Source organism: Nonomuraea sp. NPDC051298 (assembly GCF_055586305.1).
The window spans coordinates 740,599-756,713 of sequence record NZ_JBVJIM010000002.1 but is presented as its reverse complement, the minus strand read 5'-3'; the positions used below and the strand labels follow the sequence as shown (position 1 = coordinate 756,713).

Sequence of the window (16,115 nt, the reverse complement as noted above, 5' to 3'; positions counted from 1 at the left end):
GTCGCACCCGATACGGTCTGAATCGCCTGTAGCGGAAAAGGAAGGTTCGATGTCACGACCCAGAGAGGCACTGATCCAGGCGGGGCAGGGCATAGCCCAAGCGGTGGCCCAGGGGGGTGACGTACGCCATGCGATGGGACAGGCCATGGGCCAGGTGATGGACCAGGCGGGGAACCTGGCGGGTCAAGCCCCGGGGTTCAGGCTGAACCCGTACGACTTCGCCGCCGCCCGCGACGGCGGCGCGTCCGTCGGCACCCTCATCGAGGCCAGGTCCGCGTCGCTGAACGAGGCCGGCGAGATCGTCAACCGCAGCTTCGCCGAGAACGGCATGCACGTCATCTCCCCCGTGGTGATCCCCAAGGGCAGCACCGCCAAGATGGTCGTGCCGCTGGGCATCCTCGTGCTGCTCGGCCTCATCGGCGCGCTCGGCAACATCATCCCCAGCTCCGACGTGGTGTTCGGCCCGCACTACTGGGTGGTGCTGGTGCTGGCCGCCGCGTTCCTGTGGTGGCGGCGCAGCGTGGTGATGGTGCCCGAGGGCTGCAAGGCGCTGATCACCCAGTTCGGCAAGCTGGTGCAGATCGCCGACCCCGGCCGGGTGACGCTGTTCAACCCGTGGAAGCGGGTCAGCTACATCGTCAACACCACCCGCGAGTACCCGTTCAACGCGCCGATCAGCGAGGCGCCCACCCAGCAGGGCGTCAAGGCCAGCGTGGACCTCTTCCTGCAGTTCAGGATCGAGAACCCGGCGGAGTTCATCTTCGTGCTCGGCTCGGTCAGCGGCTTCCAGTCCAAGCTCCAGAACGCCATCAGCGAGGTCACCCGCTCCCTGATCTACGCCCAGCGCGCCGAGGACATCTACGACCTCGTCGGCGAGAGCACGCTCGGCATACTGGAGAGCCTCAACCAGCAGTTCCTGCCCGCCGTACGGCTCACCGACGTCAACATCACGCACGCCGAGCCGTCCAGCCAGGAGTACCGCATGGACCTGGCCGCCCCCGAGATGGTCCGGGTCGCCAAGGAGGCCTACACCTACGAGTACGAGCTGCAATTGCGCAAGGAGCAGAACGAGGGCGACCTGGTCAAGGAGCTGGCCGGGCTGCAGGAGACGCTGAGCGCCATCCAGGCGGAGATCGCCGGCTACCAGGCCAGGATGGACACCGCGCTCGAACGCGCCACCCACCAGGCCACCGCGCAGGCCAGGCAGCGCCTGGTCGAGGCCGAGTCCACGGCCAACGCCAACGCCGCGCTCCTGGAGGCGCAGGCGCTGGACATCCGGGCGCTGTCGGCCGCCGAGGCACCCGAGATCCTCGACTACCGCTTCCAGCAGGACCTGCTCAACAAGCTCGAGTCCGTCGCCACCCGGCTGCCCCAGGTGGTGCAGGTGGGCGAGCAGACCGACATCGACTTCCTGGCCCTGGCCCAGCAGCTCGTGGGCGGCAAGGACGCGGTGCTGTTCTCCGCCGAGGACATGGCCGCCATCCGTTCCAGGCTCGACGAGATCGCCACCCGCGTACGCGAGCGGGAGGACGAGATCGGCGCCCTCCTGGAGCGGACCGCCGCCGACGTCACCCAGCCGCCGGAGACGCCGGAGCCGGACTCCGAGCTGGAGAGCACCGTCGAGCGGCTGCTGCCGGGCGGCAGGCACCACGTCAAGCCGGGGAGTGAGAGCTGATGAGCCGCGAGTTTTCGAAGATCAAGGAGTCGCTGGCCTCCTGGGGAGACATCCGCCAGCTCCTGCGGGGCGGCGAGCAGGGCCAGCTCGTGCCCGTCGTCATCCCCAAGGACCGGCGCGGCTTCGCCTGGATGACGCTGGTGTTCCTGGCGCTGTACTTCGCGGGGATGGCGGCGCTCACCGACCTCACCCTCCTCGCCGGGCTCGCGGCGCTGGTGTCCCTGCTCGCGGCGCTGGTCACGATGTGGCGCAAGGCGATCATCGAGATCGAGGAGGGCACCACCGGCGTGCGCAGCCGCTGGGGCGCCATCGTCGGCACCCTCCCGCCGGGCCGCCACTACCTGTGGCTGCCGTGGGACCGGGTGGACGCGGTCGTCGACACCTCCACCGAGATCCCGTACTCGGCGCCGATCGTGGCCTGCCCCACGGCCGAGAACGTGCCGCTGAAGTCGATCGAGTTCTTCCTGAAGTTCCGGATCGTGGACCCCGTGGCGTTCGTGCGCACGATCGGCGCGGGCAACTTCGACCTGGTGCTGTCGAGCGCCGTGCAGGACGCGATCAGGCAGCGCAGCCGCCGGGTCAACACCGAGCGCGCCTACGACCTGCGCGGCTCCGACGTCGGCGACATGCAGGACGCGCTCAACCGCCAACTCGGCCGCTACGGCGTGCGCGTCACCGGCGCCAACATCCCCGACGTGCAACTGCCCGACCAGTACCAGCAGCACCTGGCCACCCGCGAGAAGGTGGCCAAGGAGCTGTCGGCGTACGAGCGCGAGTGGGAGCTGACCCGCAAGCGCCGCATCGACACGCTGCTCATGGAGATCGAACGCTCCAAGAAGACCCGTGACGCCCGGGTCGTCGAGGTCAAGGCCGCCCACAACAAGGCGCGCAAGGACGTGGCGCGCATGCTGGAGGAGCAGGAGACCGAGGCGCAGCGGGTGACGTGGGAGATCGAGGCGCGCGGCCGGGCCGAGCTGACCGCCGCCGAGAACGAGGCCAAGGCGCTGCGGCGGCTGGCCGAGTCGTACCGGGACAACCGGGCCGTGCTGCACTACGAGCTGGCCCGCCGGCGCCTCGACGTGGGCGCCAAACTCGCGGAGAACGCCCCCCAGCCCCTGGTCGTACGCACCCAGCAGGGCCAGTCGGACTCCGCTCTGTCCACCCTCCTCCTGGCCCAGTTGCTCCCCCGCATCTCGGGCACGGGAGCAGGCCAGATCAACGGTCACAAACCTTCCGCATAGGAGAACCCCATGGTGTTCCGCAAGTTGATGGCCGCGTTCGGTGCGGGCGTCGAGGTCGACACGGTGCTGACCAACACGGGCGTGCGTCCGGGCGAGCCGCTGCGCGGCGTCGTCCACTTCCGTGGCGGCAACTCCGAGTACAAGGTCGAGGGCATCTACATCGACCTCACCGCCGTGGTGGAGGTCGAGTCGGGCGACAGCGAGTACAAGACGTCCTACAGCTTCCTGCGCCAGCAGGTGGCCGGGACGTTCCAGCTCGCGGCGGGCGCGCAGCACCAGCACCCGTTCGAGATCCCGATCCCGTGGGAGACGCCGATCAGCGCGATCGCCGGGCACCCGCTGCACGGCATGAAGCTGGGCGTCCAGACCGAGCTGGCGCTGGCGGGCGCGCTGGACAAGGGCGACCTCGACCCGCTGTTCGTCAGCCCGCTGCCGGCCCAGGACCACGTGATCGGCGCGCTGGACCGGCTGGGCTTCCAGTTCAAGAAGGCCGACCTGGAGCGCGGCACCCTCTACGGGTCGACCATGCCGTTCTTCCAGGAGATCGAGTACTACGCGGGCGGCCAGTGGCGGCGTCACTTCAACGAGCTGGAGCTGACGTTCATCGCCGGGCCGCGGCAGATGGACGTCATCCTGGAGGCCGACAAGCGGGGCGGCTTCCTGACCTCCAGCCACGACTCCTACAACCGCTTCACCGTCCGCTACGACGAGTCGCCCAGCTCGGCGGAGGCGGCCCTGCAGCGCGGCCTGGAGCAGATGGCCCGCAAGCGCGGCTGGTTCTGACCCCCGGCCCCTGGCCCTCGATCGGGCGGCGTCGAGCGGCGGCTCGGCGCCGCCCGCCGTCGTCCGTCCCGAAGCGCGGCGGGTTTCAGGACGCTGGCGAAAGCGGGCGGGAAAGTCCCGGAGGCTAGGCACTTCGCTCCTTTCCGTGTGCTGGCAGTCGCCTGGCGCGGTCGTTACCATGACGTCGGGGACTGACCGATCGTCGGACGGTGGGGCGAGCGATGGCACGGTTCATGGCGGCGTTGAAGCGAAGCGCCCCATGGGCGGCGCGCAACGCCGACGGCGCCATCGCGCTCGGGCTGGCGATCGTGGTCGGCGTGCTCGGCATCATGCCCGACGAGATCTTCGGCCCCAAGGGCGACGAGATCCAGGCGCAGCTCGTGACCGCCGCGACCCTCGTGATCCTGGCGCTGGTGGCCACGGCGCTGCTGCGCGACCGCGCCCGCCAGGCCCCCGTCGAGAAGACGATCACCTCGGGCGCGCTGGCCGAGCTGCCCGTGCGGCTGGCCCGCCTGGAGCAGATCGAGACGCTGGCCCACAGCACGCGCAGGGCGCTCGACGCGCTGCAGCTCGTCCGGGTGCTGGGCAGCAGGCAGGAGATCGCCCAGTCCCACGCCGAGGCCAGGAAGGACACCACCCGGTGGAGCTTCAAGGGCGGCACCGGCACCTACCTGCGCGCGGTCACGCTGCCGAAGTGCGTCGAGGCCGCCCGCAGGGACAAACGCCACCTCACGGTACGGATCGAGGTCATCGACCCGTCCAGCAAGGAGCTGTGCGCCAAGTACGCCAACTACCGCCGCTCGCTGTCCAACCTCCCCGACGGCACCGGCGAGGTGTGGACGACCGACCGGGTCAGGAAGGAGTCGTACGCCACCATCCTGGCCGCCTTCTGGCACCGCCAGGACTACACCCTGCTCGACATCGGGGTGGGCCTGTCGTCGACGATGACCACGTTCCGCTGGGACCTGTCGACCACCCGGCTGATCATGACGGTCGAAGACCCGAACATGGCGATGACCGCGCTGGCCGGCACGTTCTACTACGAAAACTGCGACACCGAGCTGCGGCTCAGCTTCGAGCAGGCGCGGCGGGTGCCGCTGGAGATGTACCAGGACGTGCCGCTCAGCAAGGAGCCCACCACGGAGGAGGTGCAGGAGCTGTTCGAACGCATCGGGGTGCCCCTGCCCAAGACCTACAGCGATCGTGACATCGTCGAGATCGCCCTCAAGGCGCTCCGTGCCCCGGACCCGTACGCATGAGTCACCGACGGGTTCAGCGGCTCGTTCGCGAGGGCAGGGCCCGCGCGTGGGCCCTGGGAGAGCTGTCCAGGCCCGGCCTGAGCGCGGTGCGCCACCCGCTCGGGTTCGTGTGCCTGCCGCTGGAGCGCGACGGCGGCGAGGGCGTGTGCCTGCACCTGTGGTCCGGCTCGATCCCGCACGCCGAGACCACCACCTCCCAGATCCACTGCCATAGCTGGGACCTGGTCAGCCACGTGCTCTACGGCCAGATGCGCAACGTGCACGCGATGGTCACCGACGCCGGCTCCGACGCCACGCACCGGGTGTACGAGGTGGTCAGCGGGGCCGACGGCGACCGCATCTCGCCCACCCGCCGCACGGTGCGGCACGCCACGAGCCTGGTGGAGGTGTTCGGGCCCGGCGACACCTACACTCTTGGCGCGGGCCGGTTCCACAGCAGCGTCGTGCCCGAGGGCGACGAGGCGGCCACGATCGCGCTGGGGCGCGGCCGGCCCGGCAGCCGTGATCTGTCGCTGGGCCCGCTGGGCGGCGCCGCCCACCACGTGTCCAGGCAGTCGCTGGACTCCGAGGAGACGGCCCTGGCCGTCCGTCTGATCACCGCGCACCTGACCTGAGAGGGCACCCGATGGACCTGGATCACGCTCGCACGGTCGCCGTCGAAGCCGCCGAGGCGGCGGGAGCGCTGCTCCGGGAGGGCGTGCGGGGCGCAGGAGAGGATCTGGCCGGTCTGGGCGTGCGGGCCAAGGGCGCGGCGGGCGACGTGGTGACCGATCTCGACCTGGCCTCGGAGAAGCTGCTGCTGGAGCGGATACTGACGGCGTACCCGTCGCACACGGTGATCGCCGAGGAGTCGGGGCTGGCGGGGGCGGCGGGAGGTGAGTGGACGTGGCTGGTCGACCCGCTCGACGGCACCAACAACGTGGCCATCGGGCTGCCCGCGTACGTGGTCGGCGTGGCGCTCTGCCGGGGCGGGTGCCCCCAACTGGGCGTGGTGCACGACCCGGTCTCCGCGCAGACGTGGTCGGCCGTGCGCGGCGGGGGCGCGGTGGCGTCCTCGGGGGCGCGCCTGGCGGCCCCTTACGCGCCGAGCCCGCACGGTCCGCTGCTGGCCTGGACCCAGGGCTACGGCCTGGCCAGGGACGACGCGACCGTACGGCGGCTGAAGACGGCGCTCGACCTCAACGCGCGCCGGGTGCTTCAGCTCTGGGCGCCGCTGCTGGCGTGGGCGATGCTGGCGCGCGGCGACATCGACGGCATCGTCGGTTACCGGGCCGGGGTGGTCGACCTGCCGGCCGGGGCGCTGCTGGCGCAGGAGGCGGGCATCGAGATCCGGGCGCTGGACGGCGGGCCGTACGAGGAGTGCATCGACACCCCGGCCGACGAGCGCAGCTTCGTGGCCGCCCACCCCAGGGCCCTGCCGGGGTTGCTGGCGTTCCTGGGCTGAGGCCGGTCCGCCACCTCGGTCAAGCCGCCTCAGGCGAACGCGACCAGCGCCCACACCGTCGCCACCAGCCCGACGACGGCCAGGCCCGCGCCGGTGAGCAGGAAGCGGCGCATCGGCACCCGCACCCCGTGGCGGCGGCACGACTCGAACCACAGCAGCGTGGCCAGCGACGCCCACGGGGTGATGACCGGGCCGACGTTGGTGCCGACCAGCAGGGCCAGCAGGCGGTCGGGATCGGTGGCCGGGATGACCGCCTCGACGGCCTGGTAGGCGGGCAGGTTGTTGATCGCGTTGGACAGCGCGGCGCCCACGGCGGCCGTGCGGTAGGGGTCGCCCTCTGCGCCGATCATCCAGCTCATCAGCCCGGACAGGCCGTGCGCGCTGAGCGTGGGCACCACCAGGAACAGGCCGGTCACCAGGACGACGAGCTGCCACGGGATCAGGCTCCACGTCAGGCGCTCGCGGGCGCGCAGCACGAAGGCCGCCACCACGACGGCGGCCGCCGCGGTGGCGGCGACGGCGACGTGTGTCTCGGCCAGCAGCAGCACGATGAACAGCAGGCAGCCGGCCGAGGCCGCCGCGAAGAGCGCGCGGTCGGCGACCGGCTCCAGCACCGGCGGCGTGTAGCGCAGGTCGCGCCGCTCGCCGCGCCGCCAGAAGAACACCCACAGGAACGCCATCGTCACCGCGATCGAGACGACCTGGGGCGCCCACATGCGGGCGGCGAACTCCGTGGCGTCGAGGCCGATCTTGTCCATGCCGAGGAGGTTGGTCAGGTTGGAGACCGGCAGCAGCAGGCTCGCGGTGTTGGCCAGCCAGATCGTGGTCATGGCCAGGGGCAGCGCGGCGATGCGGGCCCGGGGGGCCAGGGCGAGCATGACGGGGGTGAGCAGGACGGCCGTCGTGTCCAGGTTCAGAAATATCGTGACGAACGACGCGAAGGCCGTACAGAGCACGAAAAGCGCGGCGTAGTTGCCCCGCCCGAGCACCGCCATCCTGGCCGCGATGGCGTCGAAGACCTGGGCCTCCTTGGTCAGCTCGGCCAGCACGATGACCGCCACCAGGAAGATCAGCAGCGGCCCGACGCTCTCGAAGCTCTCGGCGGCCTGGGCCCAGGGCAGCAGCCCGGTGACCAGGAAGACCAGGCCCAGAGCCAGCAGCCCGATCCTGACCCAGTCGAGTACGCCCAGACGCCGCCCCACCCGACGATGATCGCACACGGACTCCAAATCACCGATCCCACGGGGGATACTGAGCAGATGGCACGTGACGGCAGGCCGACCGACATCTTCGTCAGCTACTCCCCGGCCGACACGGCCTGGGCCACCTGGATCGCCTGGGAGCTGGAGGCGGCGGGCTACAAGACCATGATCCAGGCGTGGGACTTCGTGCCCGGCACCAACTTCATCGACTTCATGGACCGCGGGGTCAGCGAGGCGCAGCTCGTCGTGGCCGTGCTCTCGCGCAACTACCTGGGCTCCCGCTACGGCCGCCTGGAGTGGCAGGCCGCGCTGCGCGCCGACCCCGACCACCCGTCCAACAAGCTCGTCACGATCAGGCTGGAGGACGTGCGGCTCGAAGGGCTGCTGTCCACGATCACCTGGGTCGACCTGCTGGGCGTCACCGACCCTGGGCAGGCCAGGGCGCTGCTGCTGGGCCGGGTCAGAGAGGCGATGTCCGGCCGGGCCAAGCCGGAGGCCGCGCCGGCCTTCCCCGACGGCTCCCGCCCGCCGCCGCCCGCCCCGACGCTCCCGCCGCCCGCCGAGCGGTCCAGGGCCCGGCGCACGCCGGTCACCGCGCCGAAGTTCCCGCCGTCGGCCGGTGACGGCCGGGCCCGCGAGTCGATCAGCGTGCTGCACATCGGCGGGCCCCGGTTCGGCCGGGCGCTGCCCGACCCCGGCGACCCGTTCACGCCGGAGGACATGCAGGCGCGCATCTGGGCCGACCTGACCGCCATGTACGACCGCGGCATGCCCCGCCCCGACCTGATGGTCGTCAGCGGGGACCTGACCGAGTCGGGCAGCCTGGGGCAGTTCGGGCAGGCGACGCGGTTCGTGACCGACCTGCGGCTGCTGATCGGGCTCGAGCCGCACCGCCTCGTCCTGCTGCCCGGCCCGCGCGACGTCACCAAGGCCGCCGCCAGCGCGTACTTCATGACCTGCGAGGCCGACGACGAGCGGCCGCAACCGCCCTACTGGCCCAAGTGGCGCCACTTCGCCAAGCTGTTCGGCGAGGTGTACCAGGGGCTGGACGACCGGGTGTTCGACGGCGGGCAGCCGTGGACGCTGTTCGAGGTGCCCGACCTGAAGGTGGTCGTGGCCGGGCTCAACTCGACGATGGCGATGAGCCATCTGGAACGCGACGCGTACGCGCTGCTCGGGGAGGCCCAGGCGGCCTGGTTCGCCGAGCGGCTGCGGCCGTACGAGGAGAGCGCGTGGCTGCGCCTGGGCGCCCTGGGGCACCCACCGGAGGAGCTGAGAGACGCGGCGACGTTCGAACGCCTGCTGGGGCACCGGCTCCACCTGCTCTTCCACGGCGGCACGGGCACGGCGGCCGAGGGTCGGGTGGCCACGCCGCGCGCAGGGCGGCACCAGGTCGTCGAGATCGGCCCCGACGGGCTGCGCACGTGGCTGCCCGACGAGGGGCGCCCCGACCGGGTCCGCGCCCGCTGGCGGGCCGCGCAGGCCACGTTCAGCGGCGAGAGCCCGGCGCTCCCGCCGCCAGCGCCAGAGCCGGAAGTACGCGAGCCCACCCCGGTCGAGCTGCTGCTCGACCGCATCGCCGAGGTCTGCGAGGCCCGGCACGAGCGGGCCAGGATCCGCAGGTTCGACGCGCACCTGGTCGTCACCCACCCCGAAGACGGGTTCGTCCGGCAGATGATGATCGGCGCGCACGTGGGCGAGGTGGCCGAGGAGGCGGCGGCGGAGTTCGTCCGGCGGGCGCACGCGGCGGGCCTGTCCGCCGAACTGGTCTACCAGGGGCCGCCCGCGCCGCGGGCCCTGCGCGACGACCTGATGCGCAGGGGTGTGCGGCTGCGCAGCTTCGCCGAGTTCCAGGGGCTGCTCGACCTGAGCGGCTACGTCACCGAGCAGACCGTCCGGCTGACGAACGACCGCCGCTACCCGCCCGCCCTCTACGTGCCCCAGCGCTACCGCGAGCTGGACCGCCCGGGCAGCCAGGTCAGACACGGCCTGACCGACGAGCTGATGCGCCTGCTGGCCGCCGACCACGGCCGGTTCCTGCTGCTGCTGGGCGACTTCGGCCACGGCAAGACGTTCGCGCTGCGCGAGCTGGCCCGCCGCATCCCGGCCGAGCTGCCGCACCTGACGCCGATCCTCATCGAGCTGCGCGCCCTCGACAAGGCGCAGTCGGTGGACGCGCTGGTGGCGGCCCACCTGGCGAGCCACGGCGAGGAGTTCATCGACCTCAAGGCGTTCCGCTACCTGCTGCGGCAGGGCCGGATCGTGCTGCTGTTCGACGGGTTCGACGAGCTGGTGGCCCGGCTGACCTACGACCGGGCGGCCGACCACCTGGCCACGCTGCTGGCCGCGGCCGACGACAAGGCCAAGATCGTGGTGGCCAGCCGCACCCAGCACTTCAAGTCGCACAGCCAGGTGCTGACCTCGCTGGGCGAGATGGTCGGGGTGCTGCCCCAGCGGCGGGTGCTCGCCGTCCAGAACTTCGCTCCCGACCAGATCCGCTCCTACCTGGCCAACCGGTTCTCCGGCGGCGACGAGGCCCGCGCGCGCATGTCGCTGCTGGGGGAGATCGAGGACCTGCTGGCGCTGGCCCAGAACCCGCGCATGCTCAGCTTCATCGCCGACCTCGACGCCGACCGCCTGCGTACGGTGGCCGAGGCCCGCCACACGATCAGCCCCGCCCTGCTGTACGAGGAGATCCTCGGCTCCTGGCTGGCCTTCGAGGAGCGGCGGGCGCGCGTCCCCGGCTCGGCGGCCGGGCTGACCCTCGACGAGCTGTGGCGGGCGGTGACCGCGCTGGCGGCGCGGCTGTGGGAGTCCGGCGAGTCGCTGCTGGGCCTGGACGAGCTGACCGAGATCGGCGAGACGCTGACCGACCTGGCCGACGGGCAGCTCTCGGCCGCGCACGCCGCGTTCAGGATGGGCTCGGGGAGCCTGCTCGTCCGTACCGACGAGGGGATGTTCGGGTTCATCCACGCCTCGGTGATGGAGTGGCTGATCGCCCGGCACATCGCCGCCACCGCGGACAACCCGGTCCTGCTGTCGCGCCGGCCGCTGTCGGCGCTGACCGTGGAGTTCCTGTGCGACCTGGCCGACGTACGCGCGCTGCGGGCGTGGGTGAACGACCCGCCGCCCGACGACGTGTCCAGGGCCAACGCGGTCAAGATCGCCGCCAGGCTGCGCACCCCCGCCCACGCCGACCTGCGCGGGGCCAACCTCAAGGGCGAGGACCTGTCGGCCAGAGACCTGCGGGAGGTCGATCTGACCGGCGCCGACCTGTCGGAGGCGACGCTGGCCGGCACCAACCTGTCCAGGGCCACCCTGCGCGGGGCCGCGCTGCGGGGCGCCCGCCTCGACGGCGCCCAGCTCACCGGCGCCGACCTGCGCGACGCGGACCTGTCGGGCGCGCGGCTGACCCGGGTCGACCTGAGCGACGCGACCGTCGAGGGCGCCCGCTGGCACCGGGCCTCGCTCATCGACGTGACCGGCACGCTGCCCCACCTGCCGGGCGCGGCCGTGGTGCCGAGGCAGCCGGTCGAGGTGGAGTTCGCGCCCGCCGGCATCGGCGTCCCGTACGGCTACCGCTTCGACACCAGCCGCCTGCCCGAGCCCATCGCCTACAGCCCCGACGGGGCCATGATCGCGGTCGGCAACGAGGACGGCGGCGTGCTGCTGTGCGCGGGCGGCACGCCCGTGCGGACGCTCCAGGGGCACCGGGGCCGCGTCTACGCGGTCGGCTTCGCCGGCGACCTGCTGGCCACGGGCGCGAGCGACGGCGTCGTGCTGCTGTGGGACACGCTGACCGGCGAGCCCCTGCGCAAGCTCGCGGGCCATCCCGACGGCGTCTGGCCGCTGCGCCTCGACCCCTCGGGCGAGCTGGTGGCCGGGGGCGGCGGCGACGGCGTCGTACGGGTGTGGGAGACCGCCACCGGGCGGCTGGCGCACGAGCTGAGCGGGCACCGGGCGCCGGTCTTCACGGCCTGCTTCAGCGGCTCGGCGCTGGTGACCGGCGACTCGGCGGGCGTGGTCCGGGTCTGGGACCTCGGCTCCGGGCAGATGAAGGAGACGCTCGGCGAGCACCGGGGCAGCGTCTACCGCGCCGCCCTCAGCCCCGACGGCCGGCTGCTGGCCACCTGCGACGAGGCGGGCACCGTCCGGTTGTGGGACACCGCCACCTGGACCCGGTTGCACGAGCTGACCGGGCACCTGGGCAGCGTCTACTGCGTGGCGTTCTCGCCCGACGGCTCGCTGCTGGCCTCCGGCGACACGAAGGGCGCCGTACGGCTGTGGAGCCCGTCCGGCGAGTCCCGAGGCGTGCACACCACCCACGCGGCGGCCGTCTACCAGGTCACCTTCAGCCCCGACGGGCAGGTGCTGGCCAGCGGCGACGCCAACGGCGTGGTGCGGCTGCAGCCCGTCGGCGGCGGGCAGCGGGTCGAGCTGACCGGGCACCGCAGCTCGGTCTGGCCGTTCGCCTACAGCCCCGACGGGCAGCAACTGGCCACCAGCAGCAACGACGGCACCGTGCGGCTGTGGGATCCGGCGACGGGCCACAGCCAGCGGGTGCTGCGCGGGCACGGGCGGCGCATCTCCTCCGTCAGGTTCAGCGCCGACGGCACGATGCTGGCGACCAGCGGCAACGACGGCATCGTCCGCGTGTGGGAGCCGCGCACCGGGCGGCGGCTACGCGAGTTCACCGGCACGTCCGACCGGCTGATCTCGGCCTCCTTCTCCCCCGCCGGCCCGACGCTGGCCACCTCCAGCAACGACGGCGGCGTGCACTTCTGGAACGCCGCCACCGGCGACTACGAGCGCGAGCTGCACGCCGAGACCGACCACGTGTGGGCCGAGGCGTTCAGCCCCGACGGCAAGGCGCTGGCCACGGCCAACGACGACGACAGCGTACGCGTCTGGTACCGCCCGACCGGGCGGCTGGTGGTCAACCTGACGGACCACCGCGGGCGGGTGCGCTCGATCGCGTTCAGCCCCGACGGCGAATATGTGGCCACCGGCTGCGACGACAAGCTCGTCCGGCTCTGGCACGTGGCCACCGGCGGCCGGGTGGCCACCCTGGAGGGGCATGCCGACCGGGTCTTCTCGGTGGCCTTCTCCCCCGACGGCCGCCACCTGGCCAGCGCGGGCAACGACGGCAGGGCGATGGTGTGGGAGCTGCCGCCGGGCCAGGCGTGGCAGCCACGGCTGGTGCACACGCTGCGGCACGAGGGACGGCTGTGGAGCGTGGCGTTCGACGCCTCCGGCGACAGGATCGCCACCGGCGGCGACGACCTGCTCGTACGCGTCTGGGACACCGCGACCGGCGTGGCGCGGCACGTCCTGGCCGGGCACAGCCGGCGGGTCTGGTCGGTCGCCTTCAGCCCTGTCTCCGACCTGCTGGCCAGCGCCGGCGACGACGGCGTGGTGATCCTCTGGGCGGGCGGAGAGCGGCGGGCGACCCTGCTCGCGCTGCCCGAGGGGTGGGCCGCGCTGGCGCCCGACGGCCGGTACAAGGTCCACGGCGAGCCCGGCGGGCAGTTCTGGCACGTGGTGGGCATGTCGCGGTTCGAGCTGGGGGAGCTGGACGCGTACCTGCCGGGGGTGCGGCAGGTGCCGCTCGACTCGCCCATCTGAGCGTCGCGGCGTGGCACGGTCCCGGCAGGGCGCGGTCAGTACACCTCGATCCGGTCCATGCTGATCACCGTGCTGCCCGAGGCGGGATTGCGTTCCCCGGTCACCCGCACCCGCAGCGTGTGCGGCCCCGGCGCGAGCACCGGGCTCAGGTAGTTGAGCTGCTCGCCCACCCGGATGCCGCTGTAGTAGTCCACGCGCTGCTCGGGGCCGCCGTCGATGGAGATGGCGGCGATGCCGTTGCCCCGGTCGCGCACGCTCAGCAGGGCCACCCGCGTGCCGGTGAAGCTGACCGTCGCGGTCGCGCCGGCCTGGCCGCTCCAGTGGTCGTTCCCCCAGAAGCACTGGGTGCCGCAGCCGGAGCCGGACTGCCACGTGCCCGCGTACGTCACCTGCGCGTCGAAGTCGTTGATCACCGACGTGGCCGCGCCGGGGTCGCCGGACGGGAGCTGCTGGGTGGCCCCGGCCGCCAGCGGGCGGCCGAAGTTCGGAGTGCCGTCCGCGTTCCAGGTGAACCGTTGCACGCGGGTGGTGCGGAAGTCGTAGGTGTAGACGCCGGTGTTCTTGGCGTGGTAGGCGATCCAGTCCTCGGTGCCGTCCGGGGAGCGGAAGAACGAGTGGTGGCCGGGCCCCCACACGCCGGTCGCGTCGTTGCGGGAGAACACCGGGCCCGGGTGCTGCGTCCAGTTGGCGGCCACCATGGGGTCGGCGCCGTTCGCGATGCTCTTCATCCAGAGCTGGTAGTCCGGCTTGCCGGTGTCGCACGCGGAGTAGGTCAGGAACGTCCTGCCGTTGCGGTAGAGCGGGGTCGGCCCCTCGCGCACCTCGGCGCAGCCGCCGTCGGCGGGGATGGCGACCCGGCCGCCGGTGACGGTCCACGGGTCGCTCATCCTGGCGATGTAGAGCTGCGCGGGGCCGCCCATGCCCCGCCCTGGGCCGGTCCAGACGAAGTACGACACGCCGTTGTGGGTGATCGGCTCGCCGTCGATGGCGTACTCGCCGAAGTCCGCGATCTTGGCCTTGAACGCGTACGGGCCCATGGGGTCGTCGCCGGCCGACTCCAGGACGTACATGCGGTGGTTGGCGTCCACGCCGTCGGAGGCGGTGTAGTAGATGTACCAGCGGGATCCGACGTGGCGGAAGGCGGGCGCCCACATCTGCGTGTTGCGGCCGGGGTCGGCGTCGCGCCAGACGACCTGCTCGGGCGCGGCCAGCAGGGTGGCGAGGCTGGGCGAGCGCCAGATCCCGATCCGGTCGCCGCGCGTGGTGGCCACGTAGTAGTTGCCGTCGTGGTACATCAGGCTGGGGTCGGCGGCGGCGTTGACCGGGTTACGGAACGACCCCACCGCCGCGTCCGCGGGGACGGCGGGGCCTGTGGCGATGGCGGGGGCTGTGGCGATGGCGGGGTCTGTGGCGATGGCGGGGTCTGTGGCGACGATCAGGCTCACGACGACGGCCAGGCCGGACAAGGCGGCACGCCGGAGTGATGGACGCGGCATCGGCGGTCCTTCCACGATCCTGTCGGGCGATCTTTCCGATCGTCACGGAAGGACGTCATGCCGTCAACGGGGCGACGGGCGGCAGCTCCGGCACGCCCACGGGCCGGTTTCGGCACTCTGCGGCGCGGAGAAGCGCCAAGCCGCTTCAGCGCTCTGCCGCGCGGAGGAGCGCCAAGCCTGCGCTCCCGGCGGCAGCCCCTGCTCACGCCCGTGGCCCTCCGCGCGGTCTCAGCCTCCGGCGGCGCGGAGCAGCAGGTCGCCCCAGACCTCGTCCACCCGGGAGTCCAGCTCCTCCAGTGAGCCCTCGTTGGGGATGACGATGTCGGCCGCCGCCAGGCGTTCCTCCCGGGTGGCCTGGGCGGCGATGCGGGCCCTGACGTCGGACTCGGACATGCCGCGCTGCCCGGTCAGCCGCCTGATGCGCAGGTCGTCGGCGGCGTCGACGACGATGACGACGTCGTACATGGGGGCCAGTTTGTTCTCCACCAGGAGCGGCACGTCGTAGACCATGATCGCGCCGGGGGCGGCCTCCCGCTGGAGCTGCGCCACCCGCTCCCCCACGAGCGGGTGCACGATCCCGTTGAGCGCGGCGAGCTGCTCGGAGTCGGCGAAGACGAGCGAGCCGAGCTTCTCCCTGTTGAGCGAACCGTCGGGATGGAGCACCTCGTCGCCGAACCTGGCCACCACCCGCGCCAGCCCCGGCGTGCCCGGCGCCACCACCTCACGCGCGATCTTGTCGGCGTCGATCACCATCGCGCCCTTGGCCGACAGCCGCTTGGACACCTCGCTCTTGCCGGAGCCGATCCCGCCGGTGAGCCCGATTTTCAGCACCCGAGCAGCCTATCCACCCTCACCGCGAGCCGCCGACCCCGGCATACGGCCAGGTCGGGCTCGAAGAGGCGAGGGCTCGGCGGGTCACCGCGCGGGCTGCGACCGGTCCGGTGACCTGCGCATGTGCACGATCGTCAGGTGGTCGTCCATGCGCTCGCGACTGGTCTCCCGGTAGCCCAGGCGTCGGCAGAGCCGCAGGTGCCCGTCGGACAGGTGGCCGGTGGACAGGTCGAACGCCGTCGCCTCGGCCACCCGCTCGTGCAGGGCGCGCAGCAGGGCCGTGCCGATCCCCTGCCCCTGACGGTCGGGGGCGACGACGAGGCGGCTGACCAGGCAGGTGGCGCCCGACGACCGCCCGCGTACGGAGCCCACGATCCGCCCGGCGTCGACCGCCTTGAGCACGAGCGCGCCCTCGATGACCTTGCGCACCTGCTCCAGCGACTCCACCAGCGCCGGGATGTACGGATCACCGTAGAGCTGGGCCTCGCTGAGATAGGCCGCCCGCTGCAGGGTGAGGATCTCGCCCGCGTCCGCCGCCACAGCCGCTTCTATGACCACC

Annotated in this window: 11 protein-coding genes; 7 read left to right on the top strand and 4 right to left on the bottom strand. The window is 72.4% G+C overall.

The window, feature by feature from the left end; translation table 11 throughout:
• The first annotated feature begins 49 nt into the window (after nt 1-49).
• The 6 genes from ACZ6S0_RS08750 to ACZ6S0_RS08725 all read left to right on the top strand — a co-directional run bounded on the left by ACZ6S0_RS08750 (nt 50) and on the right by ACZ6S0_RS08725 (nt 6,402).
• Nucleotides 50-1,675, top strand: coding sequence for an SPFH domain-containing protein (locus tag ACZ6S0_RS08750; RefSeq protein ID WP_465914752.1), 1,626 nt, complete (start codon nt 50-52; stop codon nt 1,673-1,675).
• Nucleotides 1,675-2,916, top strand: a complete 1,242-nt coding sequence (locus ACZ6S0_RS08745) for an SPFH domain-containing protein (protein ID WP_465914750.1) — start codon at nt 1,675-1,677, stop codon at nt 2,914-2,916. Before ACZ6S0_RS08750 ends, ACZ6S0_RS08745 begins: the two co-directional genes overlap by 1 nt.
• A gap of 9 nt (nt 2,917-2,925) precedes the next feature.
• A complete protein-coding gene (locus tag ACZ6S0_RS08740) occupies nt 2,926-3,699 on the top strand; it encodes a sporulation protein (RefSeq protein WP_465914748.1) in 774 nt (257 codons plus the stop codon).
• A 221-nt stretch (nt 3,700-3,920) separates the two neighbouring features.
• Nucleotides 3,921-4,958, top strand: a complete 1,038-nt coding sequence (locus tag ACZ6S0_RS08735) for a hypothetical protein (RefSeq protein ID WP_465914746.1) — start codon at nt 3,921-3,923, stop codon at nt 4,956-4,958.
• Complete coding sequence (locus ACZ6S0_RS08730; RefSeq protein ID WP_465914744.1) at nt 4,955-5,572, top strand: hypothetical protein; 618 nt, start codon at nt 4,955-4,957, stop codon at nt 5,570-5,572. The genes ACZ6S0_RS08735 and ACZ6S0_RS08730 overlap by 4 nt, the downstream gene beginning before the upstream one ends.
• 11 nt (nt 5,573-5,583) lie before the next feature.
• Nucleotides 5,584-6,402: an inositol monophosphatase family protein gene (locus tag ACZ6S0_RS08725; protein WP_465914743.1), complete on the top strand. Its 819-nt coding sequence runs from the start codon at nt 5,584-5,586 to the stop codon at nt 6,400-6,402.
• Nucleotides 6,403-6,431: 29 nt separating this feature from the next.
• On the opposite strand, the gene ACZ6S0_RS08720 is transcribed toward ACZ6S0_RS08725, so the two are convergent.
• On the bottom strand, nt 6,432-7,604 hold the full coding sequence (locus ACZ6S0_RS08720) for an ArsB/NhaD family transporter (RefSeq protein ID WP_465914740.1): 1,173 nt from the start codon (nt 7,602-7,604) through the stop codon (nt 6,432-6,434).
• Nucleotides 7,605-7,661: 57 nt separating this feature from the next.
• Between ACZ6S0_RS08720 and ACZ6S0_RS08715 the strand changes: the two genes are divergently transcribed.
• On the top strand, nt 7,662-13,229 hold the full coding sequence (locus tag ACZ6S0_RS08715; protein WP_465914739.1) for a WD40 domain-containing protein: 5,568 nt from the start codon (nt 7,662-7,664) through the stop codon (nt 13,227-13,229).
• Between the two features lie 35 nt (nt 13,230-13,264).
• Here the strand turns inward: ACZ6S0_RS08715 and ACZ6S0_RS08710 are convergent, their stop codons facing one another.
• The 3 genes from ACZ6S0_RS08710 to ACZ6S0_RS08700 all read right to left on the bottom strand — a co-directional run bounded on the left by ACZ6S0_RS08710 (nt 13,265) and on the right by ACZ6S0_RS08700 (nt 16,114).
• Nucleotides 13,265-14,725, bottom strand: coding sequence for a glycoside hydrolase family 43 protein (locus ACZ6S0_RS08710; RefSeq protein WP_465914737.1), 1,461 nt, complete (start codon nt 14,723-14,725; stop codon nt 13,265-13,267).
• Between the two features lie 228 nt (nt 14,726-14,953).
• Complete coding sequence (gene coaE, locus ACZ6S0_RS08705) at nt 14,954-15,556, bottom strand: dephospho-CoA kinase (RefSeq protein ID WP_465914735.1); 603 nt, start codon at nt 15,554-15,556, stop codon at nt 14,954-14,956.
• Between the two features lie 84 nt (nt 15,557-15,640).
• Nucleotides 15,641-16,114 carry a GNAT family N-acetyltransferase gene (locus ACZ6S0_RS08700; RefSeq protein WP_465914733.1) on the bottom strand — a complete coding sequence of 158 codons (474 nt, stop codon included), beginning with the start codon at nt 16,112-16,114 and terminating at the stop codon, nt 15,641-15,643.
• Between the last annotated feature and the right edge of the window lies 1 nt (nt 16,115).